The organism is Variovorax sp. KK3 (assembly GCF_001984055.1).
Lineage (GTDB): Bacteria > Pseudomonadota > Gammaproteobacteria > Burkholderiales > Burkholderiaceae_C > Variovorax.
Genome location: NZ_LYVO01000029.1, coordinates 1 through 21,423, shown reverse-complemented (window position 1 = coordinate 21,423; position 21,423 = coordinate 1). Strand labels below are relative to the sequence as shown.

Annotated in this window: 25 protein-coding genes; 8 read left to right on the top strand and 17 right to left on the bottom strand. The window is 67.3% G+C overall.

What is annotated here, in order from left to right; translation table 11 throughout:
- Positions 1-5: 5 nt before the first annotated feature.
- From B0W80_RS15755 to B0W80_RS15730, 6 genes are all read right to left on the bottom strand, one after another.
- Positions 6-1,064 (bottom strand): NADH:ubiquinone reductase (Na(+)-transporting) subunit F, encoded by a 1,059-nt coding sequence (locus B0W80_RS15755; protein ID WP_077000101.1) that lies wholly within the window; start codon positions 1,062-1,064, stop codon positions 6-8.
- A 17-nt stretch (positions 1,065-1,081) separates the two neighbouring features.
- A complete protein-coding gene (locus tag B0W80_RS15750) occupies positions 1,082-1,444 on the bottom strand; it encodes a phenol hydroxylase subunit P4 (protein ID WP_077000100.1) in 363 nt (120 codons plus the stop codon).
- 167 nt (positions 1,445-1,611) lie between these two features.
- Positions 1,612-3,171: an aromatic/alkene/methane monooxygenase hydroxylase/oxygenase subunit alpha gene (locus B0W80_RS15745; protein ID WP_077000156.1), complete on the bottom strand. Its 1,560-nt coding sequence runs from the start codon at positions 3,169-3,171 to the stop codon at positions 1,612-1,614.
- A gap of 23 nt (positions 3,172-3,194) precedes the next feature.
- Entirely contained in the window at positions 3,195-3,494 is a 300-nt protein-coding gene (locus B0W80_RS15740) for an MmoB/DmpM family protein (protein ID WP_077000099.1), read from the bottom strand.
- 28 nt (positions 3,495-3,522) lie between these two features.
- Positions 3,523-4,536 (bottom strand): aromatic/alkene monooxygenase hydroxylase subunit beta, encoded by a 1,014-nt coding sequence (locus tag B0W80_RS15735; RefSeq protein WP_077000098.1) that lies wholly within the window; start codon positions 4,534-4,536, stop codon positions 3,523-3,525.
- Positions 4,537-4,575: 39 nt separating this feature from the next.
- Positions 4,576-4,854 (bottom strand): phenol hydroxylase subunit, encoded by a 279-nt coding sequence (locus tag B0W80_RS15730; protein WP_256856593.1) that lies wholly within the window; start codon positions 4,852-4,854, stop codon positions 4,576-4,578.
- A 219-nt stretch (positions 4,855-5,073) separates the two neighbouring features.
- Between B0W80_RS15730 and B0W80_RS15725 the strand changes: the two genes are divergently transcribed.
- Entirely contained in the window at positions 5,074-6,216 is a 1,143-nt protein-coding gene (locus B0W80_RS15725) for a hypothetical protein (RefSeq protein ID WP_077000097.1), read from the top strand.
- A gap of 22 nt (positions 6,217-6,238) precedes the next feature.
- A complete protein-coding gene (locus tag B0W80_RS15720) occupies positions 6,239-7,162 on the top strand; it encodes a LysR family transcriptional regulator (protein WP_077000096.1) in 924 nt (307 codons plus the stop codon).
- Positions 7,163-7,171: 9 nt separating this feature from the next.
- Here B0W80_RS15720 and B0W80_RS15715 read toward each other — a convergent pair whose 3' ends face one another.
- Complete coding sequence (locus B0W80_RS15715; RefSeq protein ID WP_083745436.1) at positions 7,172-8,659, bottom strand: PLP-dependent aminotransferase family protein; 1,488 nt, start codon at positions 8,657-8,659, stop codon at positions 7,172-7,174.
- 197 nt (positions 8,660-8,856) lie between these two features.
- Between B0W80_RS15715 and B0W80_RS15710 the strand changes: the two genes are divergently transcribed.
- Both B0W80_RS15710 and B0W80_RS15705 read left to right on the top strand, forming a co-directional pair.
- Complete coding sequence (locus tag B0W80_RS15710; RefSeq protein WP_077000095.1) at positions 8,857-9,468, top strand: LysE family translocator; 612 nt, start codon at positions 8,857-8,859, stop codon at positions 9,466-9,468.
- 75 nt (positions 9,469-9,543) lie between these two features.
- Positions 9,544-9,987, top strand: a complete 444-nt coding sequence (locus tag B0W80_RS15705; protein WP_077000094.1) for a GFA family protein — start codon at positions 9,544-9,546, stop codon at positions 9,985-9,987.
- Positions 9,988-9,991: 4 nt separating this feature from the next.
- On the opposite strand, the gene B0W80_RS15700 is transcribed toward B0W80_RS15705, so the two are convergent.
- On the bottom strand, positions 9,992-11,695 hold the full coding sequence (locus B0W80_RS15700) for a sigma-54-dependent Fis family transcriptional regulator (protein WP_256856592.1): 1,704 nt from the start codon (positions 11,693-11,695) through the stop codon (positions 9,992-9,994).
- Positions 11,696-11,840: 145 nt separating this feature from the next.
- Here B0W80_RS15700 and B0W80_RS15695 point away from each other — a divergent pair, with 145 nt between their 5' ends.
- On the top strand, positions 11,841-12,887 hold the full coding sequence (locus tag B0W80_RS15695) for a helix-turn-helix domain-containing protein (protein WP_179106941.1): 1,047 nt from the start codon (positions 11,841-11,843) through the stop codon (positions 12,885-12,887).
- A gap of 24 nt (positions 12,888-12,911) precedes the next feature.
- Here B0W80_RS15695 and B0W80_RS15690 read toward each other — a convergent pair whose 3' ends face one another.
- Positions 12,912-13,403, bottom strand: coding sequence for a hypothetical protein (locus B0W80_RS15690; RefSeq protein ID WP_077000092.1), 492 nt, complete (start codon positions 13,401-13,403; stop codon positions 12,912-12,914).
- A gap of 251 nt (positions 13,404-13,654) precedes the next feature.
- Here B0W80_RS15690 and B0W80_RS15685 point away from each other — a divergent pair, with 251 nt between their 5' ends.
- Together B0W80_RS15685 and B0W80_RS15680 are read left to right on the top strand one after the other, a co-directional pair.
- Complete coding sequence (locus B0W80_RS15685; RefSeq protein ID WP_179106940.1) at positions 13,655-13,984, top strand: GCG_CRPN prefix-to-repeats domain-containing protein; 330 nt, start codon at positions 13,655-13,657, stop codon at positions 13,982-13,984.
- Between the two features lie 2 nt (positions 13,985-13,986).
- Positions 13,987-14,514, top strand: a complete 528-nt coding sequence (locus B0W80_RS15680; RefSeq protein WP_077000091.1) for a cupin domain-containing protein — start codon at positions 13,987-13,989, stop codon at positions 14,512-14,514.
- A gap of 11 nt (positions 14,515-14,525) precedes the next feature.
- Here B0W80_RS15680 and B0W80_RS15675 read toward each other — a convergent pair whose 3' ends face one another.
- Positions 14,526-15,713, bottom strand: a complete 1,188-nt coding sequence (locus B0W80_RS15675; RefSeq protein WP_077000090.1) for a lipase family protein — start codon at positions 15,711-15,713, stop codon at positions 14,526-14,528.
- Positions 15,710-15,874 carry a hypothetical protein gene (locus B0W80_RS35500; protein ID WP_179106939.1) on the bottom strand — a complete coding sequence of 55 codons (165 nt, stop codon included), beginning with the start codon at positions 15,872-15,874 and terminating at the stop codon, positions 15,710-15,712. Before B0W80_RS35500 ends, B0W80_RS15675 begins: the two co-directional genes overlap by 4 nt.
- A 304-nt stretch (positions 15,875-16,178) precedes the next feature.
- Here B0W80_RS35500 and B0W80_RS15670 point away from each other — a divergent pair, with 304 nt between their 5' ends.
- Entirely contained in the window at positions 16,179-17,216 is a 1,038-nt protein-coding gene (locus B0W80_RS15670) for a helix-turn-helix domain-containing protein (RefSeq protein ID WP_077000089.1), read from the top strand.
- 133 nt (positions 17,217-17,349) lie between these two features.
- On the opposite strand, the gene B0W80_RS15665 is transcribed toward B0W80_RS15670, so the two are convergent.
- The 6 genes from B0W80_RS15665 to B0W80_RS34455 all read right to left on the bottom strand — a co-directional run.
- Positions 17,350-17,694, bottom strand: coding sequence for a hypothetical protein (locus B0W80_RS15665; protein ID WP_143684647.1), 345 nt, complete (start codon positions 17,692-17,694; stop codon positions 17,350-17,352).
- A 190-nt stretch (positions 17,695-17,884) separates the two neighbouring features.
- Positions 17,885-18,118 (bottom strand): hypothetical protein, encoded by a 234-nt coding sequence (locus B0W80_RS34950; protein ID WP_143684646.1) that lies wholly within the window; start codon positions 18,116-18,118, stop codon positions 17,885-17,887.
- Between the two features lie 88 nt (positions 18,119-18,206).
- On the bottom strand, positions 18,207-18,548 hold the full coding sequence (locus B0W80_RS35495; RefSeq protein ID WP_179106938.1) for a hypothetical protein: 342 nt from the start codon (positions 18,546-18,548) through the stop codon (positions 18,207-18,209).
- A gap of 209 nt (positions 18,549-18,757) precedes the next feature.
- On the bottom strand, positions 18,758-19,102 hold the full coding sequence (locus B0W80_RS34945) for a hypothetical protein (protein ID WP_143684645.1): 345 nt from the start codon (positions 19,100-19,102) through the stop codon (positions 18,758-18,760).
- A gap of 737 nt (positions 19,103-19,839) precedes the next feature.
- The gene (locus B0W80_RS34940) at positions 19,840-20,184 is read right to left on the bottom strand and encodes a hypothetical protein (RefSeq protein ID WP_143684644.1); all 345 of its coding nucleotides are present in this window, start codon (positions 20,182-20,184) and stop codon (positions 19,840-19,842) included.
- 9 nt (positions 20,185-20,193) lie between these two features.
- Positions 20,194-21,423, bottom strand: a 1,230-nt coding sequence (locus B0W80_RS34455; protein WP_218668908.1) for a VENN motif pre-toxin domain-containing protein, incomplete at its 5' end; no start/stop codon positions are given.

Here is a 21,423-nt window from a genome sequence, read left to right as displayed (position 1 = left end):
GAAGCTCAAAGGGCCTTGAAGAGCGGGCTGCGCGGTGCCGCGTTGGCTGCATCGGCGGCGGTGAAGAACTTCTCGGTGTAGATGTCGCGCTCGAAGAGCCGCCCCTGCATCAGCGTGGCGATGCAGGCCTCGGTCATCGGCGGCGGTCCGCACAGGTAGGCCTTGTGGCCGCGGAAGTCGTTCGCGAAATGCGCCTTGAGCGCTTCGTGCGCGAAGCCGCGTTCGCCGGCCCAGTCGTCGCCGGGCTGCAGGTCCGACAGCACCGGGATGTACGTGAAGTTCGGATGCAGTTCGGCCAGCGCTTCGAAGAGCTCGCGGTAGTACAGCTCGTCGCGGCTGCGCGCGCCCTGCACCAGCGTGATCGGCAGCTCGCAGCCTTCGGCCAGCAGGTCCTGCACCATCGACTTGGGGCTCGACAGGCCCGAGCCGCCGGCCACGAAGATCATCGGCAGCCCGGCCGACTTGCGCACGAAGAAGCGGCCGTTGGGTGCGGTGAATCGAAGCGCGTCGCCCGGCTGCAGCGACTCGTGCAACCAGCCCGTGGCGCGGCCGCCGGGCACGCGGCGGATGTGCAGTTCGATCAAGCCGTCCTGCGGCGCGTTGGCGATCGAGAAGGCCCGTGCGCCATCCACGCCCGGCACGTGCAGCATCAGGTACTGGCCGGCCTGGAAGGGCACCGGCTGAGCGGTGCGCAGCCACAGGCCGCGAATGGTGGGCGTGAGCATGCGCGCTTCGACCAACTCGGCCTCGAAGTCCTCGAGCGGAAGGAACTGCGCGTCGGGATCTTCGTCGATCTCGGCCTCGATGACGATGTCGCCCTGCGCCATCGCGCAGCAGGCGAGGATCTTGCCCTCGTCGCGTTCGAAGTCCATCAGCGCGAAGTTGGAGGCATCGCCGTGCTCGCATTCGCCTTCGAGCAGCTGCACCTTGCAGGTGCCGCAGACGCCGTGGCCGCAGGCATGGGGCAGCCACACGCCGGCACGCAGGCAGGCGTCGAGCACCGTCTGTCCGTCGGCCGCGGCGATGCCCTGGCCCAGCGGCTCGATCGTGATCTGGAAGCTCATGGCGTGCTCCCTGGCTCTCAGCTGCGCGAACCGCCGATGCCGGCGAGGCCGGGCGTGCGGAAGCGGATCACCGACTTGTGGACCAGGCCGTTGTCGGCGAGCGACTTCGCGGGGTCGGGTGTGAAGGGCTTGCCGGAATCGAGCCAGCGCACCTGCGTCCAGTCGATGCGCGCGAAATCCGGGTGGCTGCCGTAGACGCCGGGCAGCACGTCCTTCAGCAGTGCGCCGAAGGGCATGCCGGGCGGCAGCGGCAGGCACACCGGCGAGCAGAACAGCAGGTGGTCTTCCCAGCCGATGTAGAGCAGGCGGTTGCCGTGGAAGCGGTCTTCGGCATCGGCGACGGTGCCTTGGTAGTGGGGGGCGAGTGCGACGACGGGCATGGGAGTCTCCTTGTGTTCATGTTCAATCAGTTGCTGAGGCACGCACCCTCACCCCCGCCCTCTCCCGCAAGCGGGAGAGGGAGTTCCGGCCCACGCCGGAGGTTGGGGAAGGACGCTTGTCTTGCCCCCTCTCCCGCTGGCGGGAGAGGGTTGGGGCGAGGGCGACTTCAGGCCGCCTTGGGCTGCAGGTCTTGCCCGGTCCACCGCTCCCAGTTCGCCCGGTCCGGCGAGCTGTTGAACTCGCCGCTGTCGACGCCGGGTTCGATGTGGTAGTACTGCAGCACCGCCGCCAGCGGGTTAAAGCCCTCGACGGTCGGATCGGTGCCTTCAGGGAAGCAGTTGCCCTGGTAGATCTGATGCACCGGCAGCCACGCCTGCACGTACTTCTCGGGCTCGTCCTCGAAGATGTCCTTGCACCCGTCGGAGCAGAAGTGGTGCTTCATGCCGTGGTAGGTGGTCTCGCGGTAGCAGATCTTGGTGGGGTCGTCCGGCTCGGTGAAGGCCATCGGGATCTGGCAGGTCTGGCAGAGCATCGGCAGGGTGTTGTTGAACCAGCGCTGGCCCTGCCGCTCCTGCTCGGCCAGCCATTCGAAGCGCGGGCGATACAGGCGGTCGAAGGTGTCCGGGTACTTTTCCGACAGCCAGCTCATCTCGTCGGGCTGCGGCACCCACACGTTGATGTTGGCCGCGTGCCCGTAGTTGTTGAAGATGGCCCAGGCCTCGTGCGACAGCCGCGTCTTCTCCTTGCTCGCCACCTCGTGGTACTTCGGCATGCGGATGCCGTAGCGCGAGAGGTCCTCGAACAGCGCGCCGCCGTTCTTCTCGAAGTACATCTCCCAGGCTTCCTGCCAGCTCATCACGCGCTTGGGCAGCATGTAGTCCATCATCATCGCCACCAGCGTGAGCAGTCGGTAGCCGCGCCAGAACCACTTGTCGATCCACTTCTGCACGATCGGCACGTTGTCCGGGTCCTGCTCGAGGATGAACTTCACAACCTCCAGCCCCAGCGTCATGTGGCGCGATTCGTCGCTCTGGGCCGAGAAGCCGAAGGTGACGGTCGCCATGTCGCCGTTGTAGGCCGCGCCGCTCATGAAGGGCATGAAGAGCAGGTTGGTCAGCACGTATTCGAAGGAGAACGAGATCGCGGTGATGAACTCGAAGGGCCCCGCGCTCATCGCGTCTTCGAAGTAGCTCTTGGGCACCGAGAGGTACCACACGCGGTCGTGCATGTGCTGCGGGTCGTGCAGCCCGTGGAAGTACTTGTTGAAGTGGCTGATGGTGTGGAACTGCGTCTGACAGTGGCGCAGCTCGTCGATCGACTGCATCTGGCAGGCCACCCGCGCGCCCACGCCGCGCAGCGAGCGCCCGGCCATCGCATAGCCGCGGTGCGCCGCGTATTCGAGCGGCGACACGCCGGTGAGGAAGAGCTTGAGCGTGTTCAGATAGCGCGGGTCGCTGACGTTGAACTGCCCGTTGTTCTGCTGGAAGGCGTCGATGATCGCGTAGAGCTTCTTCTCCTTCTCGCCCTGGAACTTCCAGTAAGCGTCCATGGTGAGGCGGAAGGGGTCTTCCCAGCGGTCCCAGTCGTGGATCTTGATGCCTTCGAACTGGTCGTAGGGGAACACCTTGTCCATCGGCTGGTAGCTGGTCTCCCAGCCCAGGCCGCGGGTCATCATGGCGTAGCGCTCCTTCAGGCCGAGGCGCTTGGTGGTGTGGGTCGTGCTCATGTCGTGGTCCTCGTGTGCGGTGCTCAAGCGCCCCAGTGCAGGGTGAATTCGTCGTCGCTCTCGTCGATGTTCCCGGACAGCGAGATCAGGCTCAGGTGCAGCTCCTGCGTGTCCCAGGCCCGGCCGATGCGGGCTTCCACGGTTTCGCGGCGAATGGTCAGGCGGCCGGGCGCGTCGATCTTGACCATGGCCGGGTACTCGTTGACGCTGGCCTCCGGGTTGTCGTCGACGATCGCCTCGACGATGGCGCGCGCGGACTCGCTGGTCTGCAGCGCGATGAAGACGGGGGCGCGCGTCGCGGCCTGCGGGGTGGTGGTGCTCATGCGGGTCTCCTGTTGAATCGGGTGGGGCTCAGGCGGCGAGGCCCAAGTCAAGGCTCAGGCCAAGGCGTGCGGCGCGCGCGTCCAGCTCGGCACGCACCTCGGCCAGCACGTCGGCACCGGCAGCGCCGAAGGCCAGCGCAGCCAAAGGTTCGACGGCCGCGGCAAGTTCGTCGCGCCAGTGCGCGTACCACTGCGCGAGCAGCGCGGCATTCGCGGGCGATTCGCCGGCCGCGGTCTTGAGCGTGGCGTCGACCCAGCGCGCCGTCTCGTCGAACCACTCGTTCTGGAATTCGGTCAGCATCGCCAGCGCATGGCCGGTGGCGGCGCCCTGGGCGTTGGCGAAGCGGCGGTAGAGCAGGGGGTACACCAGCCCGTCGGCCACCAGGCATTGCGCGACGAACAGCTCGAACCAGTCTGCGGTGACGAACATCTGTTCCACCGAGCGGCGCAGCCCCTGCCAGGCCGGATGCTCGAGCCAGGCCTTCTTGCCGGCATCCAGCGCGGCGCCGGTGTTGCCGTCGAGCTGCAGGCCGACGCGCGACACGTACTGCGCGATGCCCAGCCGGTCCATGGCCGCGAAGATGAAGGGCTGGGTGATGGCCGTGCCGTAGCCATAGCCGCAGCAATAACTCATGTTCATGTTGGCACCCCACTCGTAGTGCCGCAGCGGCACCAGCACCTGCTCGAGCGCCTCGCGCACCGAGGGCCCGGCCGCGGCCAGCAGGCCGCGCTTGTCGGCGAATTCGAACTGGCGGTCGGCGCCTTCTTGCTGGCGAGCCCGCGTCATCGTGTACACGCCGTAGTAGTAGTGGCGCGGGTCCTTGAAGGTGTACCAGTCGGCCATCGCGATGGCCGTGCGGCGCTTGTCGTACAGCTCGCGCTCGGGCTGCCACAGCGGCCGGTAGTGGAAGTTGGCGGTGGGCTGCATGTCGAGCGTCGCTTCCTGGTAGCGCGAAGCGGGCTTGTCGCCGAGCCGCCGCGCGATGTGCGAGAAGGTCTGCCGGATCGGCCGGATGTCGGAGGTCTTGATGTCGACTTGCACGCGTGTCTCCTGAGTGGGGATGTCGGACGGGGAAAGGGTTCAGTGGTCGATGCCCGGTGCGCCGTAGCGCCACTTCATGCGCTCGTAGTCGAGCCGGGCGCCGTCCTCGGGCGTGAGCTGCTGCACCGCATGGCGCGCGCAGAATTCGCGGAACTGGTCGAAGCGCAGCACCAGCTCCACGGCGAGTTCGGGGTCTCCGATGGCGAACTCGAACTCGACGAAGCGCGCGTCGCGGGTGCCGGTGACGCGCACGTAGCAGGTCTGCCCCGTCATGGCCGCGGCGCTTCGGCAGTCGCTGATCTGGTTGGAGAGCTTCACTTGTTCAATCCATCACTTGCCGGGCAGCAACCGCGCTGCCCTGGCCTACAGGGGCAACGGGCGTGCCAGCGCGGCTAAGTGATTGATTTGCAAAGGGGCGATCGCCGCGCGGCGCGAAGTCGCGGGTTCTCCCGGATCATGGGTTGATCATTTGCTGCGCTGCAGCTTGATCAAATGGTGAAACCGCCGCGGCGGCAGCTGTCTGGTACAAGAAGCCCCATGACCGATCCGCTTGCGGCTTCCATCATCGATCTCGCCCTCGGCCTGGAACTCGGCGCGTCCGACCCGGCCGCCGGCAACCGCTGCTTCGTCGAGGGCCTGGCCTTGTCGTCGGGGCAGGACGGCGTGGTCGAAGTCCGCGCGAAGAAGCTCGAGGCGGCGGCGCTGCGGCTCGCCATGGGGCCGCTGGCGATGGACCTGGGCCGCATCGCCGTCCACGGCATGGTGGCCCGGCTGCGAACCGAGGCCGGGGCCATGCGCCTGGCCGGCGTCGAGGCCGCGGAGGTGGAGTTCTCGGGCCTCGTGCTGCACGGCCCGCTGGTCGTGCCGGACGCGATCCGCCACGTGTGGGATGCCACGCACAAGCCGGGCGGGGCGGCGTCGCCGGCACCCGGTGCGGCGCCCGCCGACGCCTGGTCGCTCGGCCCGCTGGGCCAGATCGACGGCACGATCCGCAGCGAGATCACCGACGCCCACCTGCTCTTCGACGCCGACGTGACCGTGCCGATCCGCTTCGGCCAGATCGACTTCAACGACGCGACCGTCGAGCACGTCGGCCCCGACTCGCGCATGGGCGTGAGCCGCATGGGCTTCTACGTCGACGCACCGAACGGACGCAGCTACCTGTACCAGTTCGCGTCGGCTCCGCTGGCCGGCGTGGAGTTCGAGCGCCGTGGAGCACTGCTGAGCCCGTGGGTCTCCGAGCGCGGCAAGCTGCTTCTGCAGCCTTTCGTCGAATCGATGCTGCGGCAGGGCCGCAGTGGCGCGGGCCAGGGGCTCACCGAACAGGCGCGCTTGCTGCTGGGTCGCACCGCGCTGTCGGGCGACGTTCAGCTCGGCGATGGTCGCCTGGCGGTGCCCGGCCTGCAGGCCGAACTGGAAGGGCGCAGCGAAGGCCGCAACGCATTGAAGCTGCATTCGAAGGCCGTGGGACGCGGCCTGAGCGTCGAGATGGCCGCGCTGTCGGCCCGCGACGCGGTCGCCACCTGGAAGAAGGCCAAGGTCGCCTGCGAACGAATCGCGGCAGGGCTCGAATTGCAGCTGATCGTCGACGGTCCGCGGCTGCGCTTCGTCCTCGAACTCGCCGACGGCAGGCTCACGCGGCCGCGGCTCGACCTTCAGCGCACGTCGCGAACCCCATGATCTTCCGGAACTGAGCACGACGATGGACCGCTTCGACGCAATGCTGGCCTTCGCGCGCGTGGTGGAGGCCGGCAGCTTCACCAAGGCGGCCGAGACGCTCCAGATGAGCAAGACCAGCGTGACGCAGCTGGTGCAGCAGCTCGAAGCGCGCCTGCGCGTGAAGCTGCTCAACCGCACCACGCGCAAGGTCAACGTCACGGCCGACGGCGCCGCCTACTACGAGCGCGTGCTGCGCCTGCTGGCCGACATGGACGACGCCGAGACCAGCCTCTCGGGCGCCTCGGCCTCGCCGCGCGGCCGCTTGCGCGTCGACGTGCCCAGCCCGCTGGCCCGCATGATCCTGGTGCCGGCCCTGCCGGCCTTCCACGCGCAATACCCGGACATCCAGCTCGACATGGGCGTGAGCGACCGCATGGTCGACCTGATCGGCGACCACGTGGACTGCGTGCTGCGCGGCGGTGAGCTGGCCGACCAGTCGCTCATGGCGCGCCGCGTGGCCGACTTGCAGCTCGGCGTGTTCGCGTCGCCGAGCTATCTGGCGCAAGCCGGCACCCCGCGTCACCCCCGCGAGCTGGAAGACTCGCACCATCGTGTCGTGGGCTTCATGCGGCTGAGCGACGACAGGGTGTCGCCCTATGCGATGCGGCGCGACGGCGAGAGCATCCGCGTGCAGGGCCGCTACGTGCTCGCGGTCGACGACGGCAATGCCTACCTGGCGGCCGGACTCGCGGGTTTGGGCGTGCTGTGGCTGCCGCAGTACATGGCGAAGGCGCACGTCGCGTCGGGCGAGCTGGTGCCCTTGTTCGAGTCATGGCAACTCGACCCGATGCCCTTGTACCTGGCCTATCCGCCCAACCGGCACGTGAGCGCCAAGCTGCGCGTGTTCATCGACTGGGTCGCCGAGCTGATGGCGCAGCACGCGCCGGTCGGTGCCGCAAGCGGCTGAGGCGCCCGCTCAGGCCGTGGTGACGGCCGCGAGGCGGTGCGCCAGCGTTCCCACGCGCCGCAGCGCCCGGCGGTGCGCATCGTCCCAGCTGCCGCCCACGCCGAGCCGCACGCAGTGGCCGAAGTTCTTCGTCACGCTGAACATGGTGCCGGGCGCGATGACGATGTTCTCGGCAAGGCAGGCCTGGAACAGCGCGAGGGCGTCGATGTCGTGCGGCAACTCGGCCCACAGGATCAGCCCGCCGGGCGGGTTGGTGACGCGCGTGCCTTCGGGAAAGTGCTCCGCGATCAGCCCGCGGGCCTCGTCGACGCGCGCCGCGAGGCTGGTGCGCAGCTGGCGGTAGCCGGCCACGATGCCGGGCTGCGTCAGCAGGTCGGCCATGGCGCGTTCGAGAACGGCGGGCTGGCTGCCGCTGGTCGCCTGTTTGAGCCTCGCGAGCTGCGTCCCCCAACGTCCGGCCTCGACCCAGCCCAGGCGCAGGCCGGGCGCCACGGTCTTCGAGAACGATCCGCAGACCATCACGTGCCCCGTGCCGTCGAAGGCGCGCACCGCGCGGCGCTGCTCTTCCTGCTCGGCCAGGTCGTTGTAGAGCACGTCTTCGATCAGCGGCACGCCGCGGCGCGCCACCATCCGGGCCAGACGTTCGCGGTCGGGCAGCGGCATCGTGGCGCCGAGCGGATTCGACAGCGTCGGAACCGCCAGCACGGCCTTCACCGGCTGCGTGTCGAAAGCCAGTTGCAGCGCATCGAGCGAGAGACCCGTGCGCGGATGGGTCGGTATTTCGAGCGCACGCAGGTGCAGGTTTTCAAGGATCTCCAGAAAGCTGAACAGCGTCGGCGACTCGAGCGCGACCACGTCGCCCGGCTGCGTGACCGAGCGCAGGCACAGCGTGATCGCCTCCAGGCAGCTGTTGGTGACGACGATGTCGCGCGCGTCGAACTGGCAACCCATGCGCAGGACATGGCGTGCGATGGCGCGCCGCAGGCTGTCGTCGCCCGGGCCGATGGTGTAGTGGGTCAGCGTGGCGCGATGGCGCTGCGCCGCGCGGCTGACGGCGCGACGCACGCGCTCTTCCGAGAACAGGTCGGAGCCGGGGCAGGCGGCACCGAAGGAAATGTAGCCCGGGTCGTGCGCCAGGCGCATCACACGCTCCGCCAGCGAGCTGACGTCCACCGCCATCGAGCCGGGAGGCGGGTTCGAGAGCTCGGGCTCGGGCAGGCGCGGCGGCCGCGCCGCGACGAAGTAGCCCGAGCGCGGCCGGGCCTCGATGAGCCGCGAATCCTCGAGCATGCGATAGGCCTGGACCACGGTGCCCAGCGATACGCCGTGCCGGCGCGCCAGTTCGCGCACCGACGGCACGCGGTCGCCGCGCGCCAGCGTGCCCGCGCGGATCGGGGAGGCGATGGAATCGGCGATGCGCAGGTACAGGGTGCGGTCATGAGCGAGGTCTTGCTCATGGTCGACCACGTGGATGTGCGCAGGGTCTTGCTCCGGCATGCGCGCCATTCTGTACCGATGGCGTGCCGGGCCACTGGTACAGATGCCCGTCGCAGCGACTGGTACAGGCGATGCGAGCGGGCATCTGTACCGCACAGCTTGCCCGCCGGCTGTGGCTGTGCGGAGCGGCCCGTCGCCGGTATCTTCACGTCCATCGAGTCTCTCCGGGCTCATCGTTGCAACGAAAGGACAAGCGCATGGACCTCCATACCTGGCTCATCTACGTCGCGGCCGTCACCGGCCTTTCGGCGTCTCCGGGCCCGAACGGCCTGTTGGCCCTGACGCACGGCGCCGTGTACGGCTGGCGCAAGGCCACGTACACCGTGACCGGCGGCGTGTTCGGCTTCGTCGTGGTCATCGCGCTGTCGATGTTCGGCATCGGCGCGCTGCTGGAGGCCTCGGCGGCCTGGCTCACGGCGATGAAGTGGATCGGCGGCGCCTACCTAGTCTGGCTCGGCATCCAGGTCTGGCGTTCGCCGCCGGCCAGCGCGCGGGTCGAGGCGGCGGCGATCGAGCGCTCGGGCGCATCGATGTTCAGGCAGGGCGCGCTGTCGGCGCTGACCAACCCGAAGGTGCTGCTCTTCTTCGCCGCCTTCCTGCCGCACTTCATCGACCCGGCCCGGAGCCTGCTGACGCAGTTCGCCGTGATGGCCGGCACCTTCGCGGTGCTGGAGTTCGCGACAGAGCTGGTGATCGTGGCGATGGCGCAGCGCATCGGCGCCTGGCTGGCGCGGGCCGGCAAGCGCTTCAACCAGGTCTGCGGCGGGCTCTTCATGGCGATCGGGGCGGCGCTGCCGCTTCGCGCCTGATCTTTTCAGCCCGATGCTCTTTTCGCTCGATCTTTTTCCGCTCGATTTGTTTTCAACCGTTACCAGGAGTCGAACATGCAGCAACAGGACAACGAAGAGGGCACGCCTTTCAAGGGCGGATGCGCCTGCGGAGCGATCCGCTTCGAGATCGCCGATGCGCCCATCGCGATGAACGACTGCCAGTGCCGCGACTGCCAGCGCCGCAGCGGCACCGGCCACGGCTCGTACATTAGCTTCGGGTCGCGCGCCAAGCTAACGCTGACCGGCGAGGCCAAGGAATGGAGCGTCACGGGAAGCGGCGGGCTGGTCAAGCAGCATGCCTTCTGCCCCGCCTGCGGCAGCCCGGTGTACCTGAGCTTCCCGGCGATGCCCGACGTGTTCGTCGTGCATGCGGGCAGCCTCGACGACCCGTCCAGGTACCAGCCGCAGCACGTGACCTACACCATCCGGGGCCACGCCTGGGATGCCATCGACCCGGCGCTGATGCGCTACGAGCGCATGCCCCCGGGCCAAGGCTGAAGCGCTACGACGCCGGCAGCCCTTCCTTCTTGAGCCGGTACGCGAGCTGCGGCCGCGTGATGCCCAGCAGCCGCGCCGCCTGCGACAGGTTGCCCTTGGCACGCTGCATGGCGGCACGCATCAGGCGCTGCTCGAGCCCGGCGATGTCGATGCGCTGCTCGAGCACCTGCTCGCACAGCGCGTCGAGCGTGTTGCCGGCACCGGCACCGGCACCGGCGCCGGCGCCGGCGTCATCGGCGCACAGCTGGCCGCTGGCGTCGACGTGGCTGCGCCCGGCTGCGTCGGCTGCCGCTGCGCCGGGCGGCGTGATCCACAGGTGCGCCGCCTCGATCTCGCCATGGTCCGGCGTCAGCAGCACCGCGCGTTCGATCACGTTTTCGAGCTCGCGGATGTTGCCGGGCCAGCCGTGGCGCAGCACCTCGCGCATCGCCTTGTCGGTCAGGCCGCGCAGCTTCTTGCTGTAGAGCGCGCTGAACTTCTCGACGAAGCGCGCCACGAGCGGCGGAATGTCGGCGGTGCGCTCGCGCAGCGGCGGGATGGTGATGGGGAAGGTGTTGAGCCGGTAGAACAGATCGCTGCGAAAGCGCCCGGCCTGCATGGCCTGCTGCAGGTCGACGTTGGTGGCGGCGACGATGCGCACGTCCACGCGCGTCGGCTGCTCGGCGCCCAGGCGCTCGATCTCGCCGGTCTGCAGCACGCGCAGCAGCTTGACCTGGGTGGCCGGTGGCAGGTCGCCGGCCTCGTCGAGGAACAGCGTGCCGCCGTGCGCGCGCTCGAAGCGGCCGGCGCGCGCATGGTGGGCGCCGGTGTAGGCGCCTTTTTCCACGCCGAACAGCTCGGCCTCGATCAGCTCGTGCGGAATGGCGGCGCAGTTCACCGCGATGAAAGGCTGCTTCGCGCGCGGCCCGTTGTCGTGCAGCCAGCGCGCGAACAGCTCCTTGCCCACGCCGGTTTCGCCCAGCAGCAGCACGGTGATGGCGCTGTTGGCGGCGTTGCGCAGCAGGTCGAAGGCGGCGCGGAAGCCGGGTGACACGCCTACCAGCTTCTGGTCGTACTCGCGGCGCGGCTGCAGCGCGCGGATGTGCTCCAGCCCCAGGTTGAACTCGATCAGCTTTTCTGCCACGTGGTGCTGGCGGAAGTAGTCGAGGTAGCGCGGGTCCTGCCAGTCCTCGGCCGGCTGGCCCAGGATGCGGCAGCGGCTGTCGCCCATGCTGGTGCACTCGATCTCCTTGAAGACGATCAGGCGGCCCATGAAGGCGCTGGTGTAGCCCGAGGCGTAGCCGATCTGCGACCAGCATTGCGGGTCTTCGCCGTAGCCGAACTCGGCCACGTGGGCCTCGCATTCCCAGGCGTTCTCCCAGATGAATTCGCCGTGGAAGTGGCGCGTGGCCAGGTCCATCTCGATGTGCACCTTCTCGACCCTGACGATGCCTTCGATGGAGTGCAGGCGCGGCCCGAGCATGAAGGCGTCTTCGGTGCGCAGGCCGTCCTGCGTGCGGGCCTTGGCGGCCATCTCGCCGTCGCGCTGGCCGGAGGCGAAGCCCATGCGCACCAGCAGGCTGCGGGCGCGCTCCACGCCGAGCGTGTCGAGCAGTTCCTTGCGCAGCTCGGCGAAGGCGCGCGCATGCAGCAGCAGCATGCGCTGCTCGTCCAGCCAGATGTGGCCCGAGCCGGCGCTGAAGCGCAGGAGCGAAAGCAGATCTCCCACGTCCGGTGTCTCCTGTTGGTTTGATCCTGGGGCGTGCCGGATGCTAGCAGCAAGGGGGCTGGAAGAGGGGCCGCAGGCGGCACGGCAAGCGGGGCTGGCACGGCCTTCGCTATCATGCCCCCGGCCTTTTTCCCGGGCCGTGCCCATGTCGACGATGCCATCCGGTGCCATTCCGCGGATCTCGTTCCGCTCGAGCGACCTTCCGTCGTCGGAGGTGCGCGACCACGTGCGCGGTCGCTTCGCTTCCTCGGGCAACTACGAGCTGCTGCTGCCCGAGCAGCCCATCGACCCGCAGGGCATCGAGCACCAGGGCTACATGCTGGGCGGCATGGTGATGATGACGCGCCGCAACGTGCCGCATGCGCTGGTGCGCGACGAGCGCCTGATCCGCACGAGCCAGGTCGACCACTACACGTTGAACCTGCCGCTGTCGCAGAGCGCGCCTTCGCGCTACACGATGGCCGAGGGCCGCACCATCGAATTCGGCATGGGCGCACCGCTCTTCGCCGACCTGGCCCATCCACTGCGCTTCGAGTTCGCGGCAGGCTCGGACCTGTCGCTGTTCATCCCGCGCGACGCGCTCGACGAAGTGTTGTCGCGCAAGGTCGACATCCGCGGCGTCGTGCCGCGCGGCGTAGCGGGTGCATTGCTGGGCGACCACCTGCGCATGCTGGCGGCCAGTGCCGAGACGATGACGCTGCCGGAGGCGCAGGCGGTCTCGCGCGCCACGCTGCACCTGATCGCGGCGAGCATCGCGCCCATGGCCGAATCGCTGGCGCTCGCGCGCGCCGATTTCGAGCACCTGCTGGCGCGGCGCATCGGCCGCTACATCGACGCCAACGTGCAAGACCCGGAGCTGTCGGCGCAGCACATCTGCGCCAAGTTCGCACTGTCGCGTTCGACGCTCTACCGGCTGCTGGAGCCCATGGGCGGCGTCACGTCGTACATCCGCGAACGCCGGCTCGCGCGCATCCACGCCGTGCTGGCCAAGCCGCACCAGCGCATTCACCTGGCCAGCCTGGCCGACGACTACGGCTTCAAGAGCGCGTCGCACTTCAGCCGCGCATTCCGCGACCAGTACGGCTACAGCCCCAAGGCCGTGCGCGCCATGGCGGTGCCGGCGGCCGACACGAAGCTCGCGCTGCCGACGGACAACGGCTTCTCGGACTGGCTCAACGCGATCCGGCTCTAAGCCGTCGCGGCCAGCGACGGCCGGTCAGAAGGTCGCCTGGATCACGCTGCCGCCGACGCCCTGGCATTCGCCCGTGCGGCCGCCGCCCATGCCTGCATCGGGTTGCGTCATCTGGAAGCGGCAGCGCAGCAGCGCGCCGCCCGGGCTCTTGAGGTTGGCGATGACGCGGCCGCTGTAGACGGTGCTGAACTGGGTCGCGTCCATCATGCCGGGCATGCCGCCCATGGGCCAGTCGCTCCAGGCATTGGGCCAGCCCGCCCACATGGGCGCGAGCGTGTCGCTGTCGACCTGGCGGGTGACCTGCATGAAGCGGCCCTGGTAGGTCGCGTCCGGCAGCTTGGCGGTCATGGTGCCGTCGATCGACCCGTCCTTGCTCTGCCAGGAGAACTGCACCGGGGTGGTGGCGCGGCCGTTGCGGACGACGTCGCCGCCGAAGGTGCCGGTGGTGGTGCAGGCGCCCAGCAGGGCGGCGGCGGCGAGGGCGCCGGTGATGGCGGCGAAACGAAGAGTGGTCATGGTGTGGCCTCGAAGAGAAAAGTGGTTCGATCTGAGGACACCGATGGTGCTGCGCGCCGCTTGCGCCGTGCTGCACCTGCGTCCCAGTTGTGGCATCGGCGTCCCGAAACGCCGGCCGAGCCGCGCAAGGTGACGAATCGGGCAGGCGATGCGACTTGGGACGGCCCGGCATGAAACGGGACGGCTCGGCAACAACGCCGAGGCTGCGATTCCTACGATTCCATCACCAACATCCACCAAGGAATTTCGACATGAGAACCCTGAACAAGTCCTTCAAGGCCCTGGTCGCCGCCACGCTGGCGGCCGCCGCGCTGGCCGCATCCGCCGCCGCGCCGTCGCCCGTCGTCGACGTCGACAGCGCGATGGTCGTGCCCGTTGCCGGCGGCTGCGGCCCCAACGGCTGGCGCGGCCCCTGGGGCGGCTGCCGCTCCACGCCGTATTACGGCCCGCTGCCTGGCGGCTACTACCAGGAGCGCCCGGTCATGGGCAACGGCTGCCCGCCCGGCTACTGGCGCGGCCCCTGGGGCCACTGCCGCAACACGCCGTACCACGGCCGCCTGCCGAACGGCGGCTGGAAGTGAGCATGCCTGCGGGAGTGAGCACGGCTCGCCCGCAGCGTGACGAGCCCATCATTCGCATCCCCGCGCTGGGCCTGACGGTCCGCGTGCGTTTCGCGCCCGATCCGCAGGGCGGCGGCTCGGCGATCGTGGAGACCACCAATGCGCCGGGCTTCGGCCCGCCGCTGCACAGGCGCCGCGAGGCCGAGATCTTCGAGATCGTCACCGGCCGCTACCTCTTCGAGATCGACGGCCGGCGCTTCATCGCGCGGCGCGGCGATCTGGTGCGCGTGCCGGGCGGCGCGGCACGGGCCTTCGTCAACGTGACGGGCACGGGCGCACGGCAGAAGGTGATCATCGAACCGGGCATCGACGCGGCCAACTTCTTCGCGGAGCTGGCCCTTGCGCTGGACCGCGGCGCTGCCCCTGTCGGCGACGACTTGCCGTTGGACGCGGGCGCACGGCTGCGTGCCTTCGGCGAACGCTGGGGCGTGGTGTTCCTGGGGCCGCCGCTCGACGCGGCCGAGGCCTCGCCTTTCGGCAGCGCGCTGTAAGCGCTGCGCCCTCAGCTTTCCGGCCCGCCGGCCGCGCCGCAGTCGCTCGGCGCGGGCTTGCCGGCGAGCCGGTCCGCCATCCAATCGACGGCCGTGCTCGCGCCGTCGCGGCCGGCGAAGCCGTGGTTTACCCCCGGCAGCATGACCATCCGCACAGGCCCGCCGGCGGCGCATTGGCGCGCGGCGTAGGCCTGCGTCACATCCGGCCGCACCAGTGTGTCGTCGCTGCCCTGCACCAGCAACAGCGGCAGCTCGCGCGGCAGCTGGCCTGGCGAGTTGTCCTGCAGCATGCGGCCCCAAGGCTCGAGCTGCGTGAGGTCGGGCACCGTCAGAAAGCCGTGCTGCAGCCCGCGCTGCGACACCATGCGCTCCACCATGTCGATGGCCGACTCGATGCATTCGCCGGCCAGCGCGTCCATCGCGGGCACCGCCCGGGGCAGCACCAGCCTGTCGATCGGCAAACCGTACACGCGGGTCCAGGACCACAGCGTCATCGCCGTCAGGTTGCGTCCGCCGTCGGTGGCGAAGTCGTCGTGCAGCAGCGTACGAAGGTCGGTGGCCGGCGCGGCCGCGGCCACGCCCACCAGGTCCAGGTCGGGCGCGTAGTCCCGCGCGATGAGCCCGGTGAAGAGCGCCGCCTGACCGCCCTGCGAATGGCCCCACACCGCGAAGCGCCTGCCAGCAGCGGCGCCGGGCAGGGCGCGCGCGGCGCGAACCGAATCGAGCACCGCCCGCGCCTCGCTGCGGCCGACCAGGTAGGGATGCGGGCCGGCCGTGCCCAGGCCGGCATAGTCGGTCGCCACCACCACCTCGCCACGCGCGAGCATGTCGCGCAAGCCCTGCACGCTGCGGAAGGCGCCCAGCGCGAGCGAGGGCGCGCAGCGCTGCACCACGCCGCTGGTGGGATGCGCCCACGCGACCATCGGCCGGCCGCCTTCGGGTGGTGGGCCCGCGGGCACCACCACGAAGCCCGACACCGCGATCGGCTCGCCGCGCTCGCCGACCGAGGTGTAAAGGATGCGCGTGGCCGTGGCGCCCAGCGGTGCGCCGAGCATCGGCTCTGCGCGCAGCAGGGTGCCGGGCCGCGTGTCGGGTCCATTCAGCACGGGCGGGTCGTAGAAGCCGGCGGCCTGCGACATCGCCACGCTCAGCGTCGTGGCGGCCGCCAGCACGAAGGTGCGTAGTGCCCTGAGTTTCATGTCTTGCTCCGCTGGATTGCCGGCGAAGGCGTGCGGTCGCGGGGGCGGGCAGCGGCTACGGTTGTGCGCCGCGCAGTGGTGGCGGTGGGCCGATACGGCGAACGGTCCGACACGCGGCCGGGCGCGCGCACCAGGATCGGGAACAGGAAGAAGCCATTCATGGGACAGCCTGGGACGGTGAGTACAGATCGGTGCAGCATGGGGGCTGCGGTGCAGGCGATTGTTCTTTCGCAGGGGGCGACGGGGTGTGCTGGGCGTCCCAGTTCTGCTCTTCGCATGCCAGGCGGCGGGACGATCTGGACACTCGGCCTGCGATCCGGGACGCGCAGGCAAGTACTGGAACGCAGAGTTCACACGCCGGCGCCACCAAAACCTACAGTTCACCCCGTCGGATCAGCGCCCTTGCTGCCCGGCTCGCCCAGTCGCCGGGCTTGCGGCGACACCCTCGATTCGATGATGACTGCCATGAACCCGCCTCTCTGCTCGCCGCATGCCCAACGCATCCCGTACCTGAACTTCGATTCGCGCGACTACGCGCCGGGCGAAGCCATGGGGGTCTGGCAGCAGTCGCTGGCCCGCAGCTGGGACCTGAGCCTGGACGACGAGGTGTCCGGCAAGCCCTTTCATGCCTACTCCGACATGTGGCACATGGACCGCCTGCTGGTCGGCACCGGCGCCTTCGGCCCGGTGCAGGTGCGCACCCGCCGCGAGCGCAACATCCGCGCCGACCAGCTCGACCACTACCGCCTGATCCTGCTGCGCGAAGGCCAGTTCGACTGCGACGCCGAAGGCCGCCGCACTGCCCTGACGCCCGGCCGCTTCGTCATCACCGACATGGCCCGTGCCGAGACCAACGAATCGTGCAGCGACAGCATGGTGATGTTCATTCCGCGCGAGCAGCTCGACGACGCGCTGCCGCGCCCCATGGACCTGCACGGCCTGTCCCCGGACAACGCCTGCTCGCGCCTCCTGGGCGAACACCTGGCGGCCCTGCTCGCCCAGCTGCCCGAGGCCACGGTCGAAGAAGTGCCCGGCCTGTCGCGCGCCACCGTCAACCTGGTGGCCGCCTGCATCGCCGCCACGCCCCAGAACGTGGAAGGCGCCCGCTCCGCCGTCGAACACGTGCTGCTGCGGCGCGGCCGCCGCTTCATCGAGCAGCAGTTGCAGGACGACGAGCTGGGCGCGCAGGCGCTGTGCGCGCACCTGGGCGTTGCGCGCTCCACGCTCTACCGGCTGTTCGAGCCCTTGGGCGGCGTGTCGCAGTTCATCAAGGAGCGCCGCCTGGCCCGCATCCACGAGCTGCTGAGCGGCGGCGAGCACCAGGCCTCCATCGCCAGCCTGGCAGAGCAGTTCGGCTTCAAGAGCGCAGCCCATTTCAGCAAGGCCTTTCGCGCGCAGTACGGCTACAGCGCCCGCGAGGTGGTGCGCGAGGCGGGTGGCCTGTCGCAGGTTGCGGCCGGGGCTGTTCGGTTGGATCGGTGGCTTGGGGCGTTGATGCACTGAGCTCACGACTCGGTCGAGATCCCAAAGTGCAGGTCAATCCATAGGGGGCTTGCGTCGACGTGTATGGGACACCGGGGATGTCGATGTCAGGTTTCTTCATGTAGTCATAGAGCGACACAGGGCCGCCCGGACATCACTTGTTTGGAGTGTTTGTCTGGTCGAGTTTGCGTTTTGCCTTGACGAAGTCCCAGAGGACGCCGAGGCCGTATACGGGGGCCCAAGGGACGCTCATGGCCCATGGAAGCCAGACGCCTTTTGCTCGACCGCTGTCGAAGCCGTTGCTGAGGCCAAGGCACACGAACATGGCCGAGAAGAATGCAGAGATTGCGAAGATCATCGAGAGGAAATAGAGGAGAGCAATCCTCGATTTGCGCCAGTGCACATCGTTTTCAAGACTCCAGAGGTTGGGCTCGATCCAGAGTGGAATCGCGTGGAAGTCATATGGGAAGCCAGGTACGTTGATTTCCGGCTTCCTCATTGAGTCCGCCCGGCTGGGCGATGTTGAACTTGATTGACCCGACTCCTCGTGCATTGCGCGCGGGCGATGACTATTGTTGTGTGTCTTCTGGAACTTCCGCATCGGCTTCCCGCTTAGCTATGAAATAGGCCCGGAGAGCAAGGAGTCCGTACGGAGGTGAGATCACTCCGATGCAGGCTGCGCAGACGATTCACACGCCCAGCGCCCTCGGGCTCGCAAAGCCACTCACAACGCCAAGCCAACGATAGAAGGGAGTGCAAGCAACTGCTGTAAACCCCGCCATCGATAGCGCGTACAGCAATGCCACGTTCGTCCGACGGAGTGGCACGTGTTTGGCGGTCTTCCAAAGGTCCGGCTCGAACCATTGCGGGATCGCGTCGACGTTGTACGGGTTTCCGGGGAGATTGAATTCCGGCTTGTTCATGCGCTGCAACCACCAACGCGCGCGGCACAAATGCCTGGAAGGAAGGCCGATTCGCCCGCCGCCACCGGGTGCACGAAGAATTCATGAATCACTCGTTCGCTATGTGGCGTGGTCGGCTTCGCGCTTTGCCTTGTTGAAGTCCCACAAGACGACAAGCGTACGGAGGCGCAAGGGAGATGGTCATGACCCATGGAAGCCAGACTCCCAGCGCTCTGGTGCTGTCGAACCCGCTGCTGACGCCCAAGTACAGAAAGATTGGCAAGAAGATCGCGGTTGCCATGCCGATCATCGAAAGGCCATAGAGAAGGACGAGCTTTGATCGTCTCCAATGCACGTTGACCTCGAGGTTCCAAAGGTCTGGCTCGATCCAAAGTGGGATCGCGTCGAAGTTGTAGGGAAAGCCGGGGACATTGAATTCGGGGTTCTTCATTCTTGCTTTGCATCAACATCTCGCTTAGCTTTCGCAAAGCCCCATAGAGCGATCAGCCCATACAGAGGTGCGGTGATGCCTATCCCAACGGCCCACAAGACCCAGATGCCAAGCGCCTTCGAACTGTAAATCCGCCATTCATGACGAGAGAAAGGTACAGGGGCCGATGCTTGAGCGGGAGGCGAGGCTCGGTGCGTTGGCTGTTGTCCTCACCCTTGATGCTCATCGGCTTTGACGGCTTCACGATTTGCTTTGGCGAAATCCCATAGGACAGTCAGTCCATAGGCCGGTGCAATTGCCACGCCGACAAGCCATAGAAACCAGATTCCAAGAGCCCTGCCGCTGGCAAATCCATTGCCTATGCCCAGAAAGAGGTAAATGGGTAAGCACACTGTCGTGCCCATGCCGATGCAGGAGAGCGCGTACAGCACTGCAATCTTGGTTCGGCGGTATCGCACGGGACTGGTGAGATTCCAGAGGTTCGGCTCTATCCATCGGGGGATGGCATCGAAGTCATACGGAACTCCCGGAACATTGATTTCAGGCTTATTCATTGGAAAGTTTTGTGCATCGACTTCCAGAGGCGAAGCTGCATTCCAACCTCGGGACTGGCGTCGTCCACCATTGGCCCATCGTTTGCGTGTTCATAGCCGCCTCCCCACCGTCGCGAACAGTGCGCCCTATTGCCTGCGAACTGAAAGCCCACGTGCCCAGGGTCGGCCAAGTTGTTGGAATCCATTGCGTTGGCGGCCAAGCTCACCGCAACGCGGCTGGCCAGCGAACTGGGCGATGCTGAACTTGATTGACCCGACTTCTCGTGCATTGCGCGCGGGCGATGACTATTCGTTTGTGTATTTTGGAATCTCCGCATCGACTTCCCGTTTAGCTATGAGATAGGCCCGGAGAGCAAGAAGTCCATACGGAGGTGAGATCTATATCTCGCTTGGCTTTCGCAAAGCCCCGGAGAGCGACCAGCCCATACGGAGGTGCGGTGACGCATATCCCAACGGCCCATAAGCCCCAGATGCCGAGGGCCCTCGAACTATTGAATCCACCACTCATGCCAAGCCATAAGTACAAGGGCAGGCATATGAGGGTGACTTGGCCGACGATCGAAAGTCCGCAGAGAAAGGCGATCGTGGTTTTTCGATACCGAACAGGTTTGGCCAAGTCCCACAGGTCCGGTTGGATCCAAAGCGGAATTGCATTGAAATGGTAGGGATTGCCTGGGACGTTGAACTCGAGCTTCTTCAAGGATTGCACCGACACCCTCGGTGGGCACCCAGGGTGTTCATTGGTCAAGCCTCGTGACTCGTTCGGCCTCGCGTTTCGCCTTCACGAAGTCCCAAAGCACGCCAAGCCCGTACACCGGTGTGAAGGCGATGGACATCGCCCATGGAAGCCATATGCCTAGCGCTCTTGTACTCGAAAATCCGTTGCTGATGCCAAGCCATAAATACATGGGAAGGCAGACCACCGTAGTTGCGGCGATACCAGACAAGCAATAGAACGCAGCAATCTTGGTGCGTCGAAAGCGAACAGCGGTGGCGATGTCCCACAAGGCGGGCTCGATCCATAGCGGGATGGCGTCGAAGTTGTATGGGACACCGGGAATATTCAGTTCAGGTTTCTTCATCGCTACCCATCAGCAATGGCTGCTATTGGTGAAGTGGCACTCGACTCTCGGGACAGGCGTTGTCCACCATGTGTTGCTAACTCGATCCTGGGTTGCCGTTTCACCTCCTTCTCGAACAACGCGCGCCGTTCCTTGCGAACTGATTGCCCAAGTACCTAGATTTGCCCAGGTTGTGGGAATCCACTGGTTTGCCAAGCCGAAATACGCGTTTGCTCCCAGCTTGACGGCCCCACCTGCTGCACCGCCTATTCCTCCCCACATCAAATCGAAGGGCGTCGCTTGCAGGTTGAAGCTGTACTCGACTGTTGCGCCCAGCGGGAAGCCGATGAGTAAGGCCCCAAACCACCGGCCGATGGTTAGACCGCCGACACCGCCCGATAGAGCAGTTGTTTGCGCAGCTACGCCCGCGGCGACTACTGCGGGAGCGCCATGCGCAGCCGCGAATGGCGCGCCTGCCAGCAGCGCCGCAGCAACCACCGTATTGAGTTGACGCTGATCCTCAGCTTGGTTGACTGCATTGGAGGGATTGCGATTCGCGCCGTAGACGATGCATGTGATGGTGGCGCAATCGAAGTACCGAGGGTTGTCTTCCGCGCGAGGGCTTGGTCCGTAGCGCATCGCGGTGCGATCGAACACGTAGGGTGAGTTGGTGCCACCCGTGTTTTGAACGATGAAGTTCATGAGGTCGGGCTGCGGGGCAGGTGGCAGGACCTCCGAGAGCACCTGATCTCTTGCCGTGAAGCGCAGACCTGCGTCGTAGTTCAGGTCGCCGATCACTGTACCGGTCGGAGATGCCGCTCCGACCGATGCGCCGCTTTCGCGGATGTACGACTGCTGGCTACCGGACCGTTCCACGATGTTGCCGTTGGAATCGCGCCTGCCCGCCCAACGCAGTGCGCTCTCGATTTCCTCGGCGGAGTAAGGGCCGAGTCGAGCGAGCTGCGCGGCGCGTGCGCGTTCGTCGGGATGGAGTATTCGGTTGTTCTCCACCGCGTTGGCTGCTGCACCTGCGGCGACATGAAGGGCACGCTCGTCTCCGCCCGCGATTGCTGCCGCGATACCGCCGATGAGCCGCGATGCTTCGATGGTCTCCAAGTTGCGGCTCTGGTCACCAGTCGGATTGAGATACTGGGCCGCGAGATGCCCGGCAACTGCACCGATGGCGCCCGGCGCGCAGCCATCGCCCGTGCCTGCCCGTCCCGCACCGACGGCGCAGCCGGCCATGGCGTGCGCCATCTC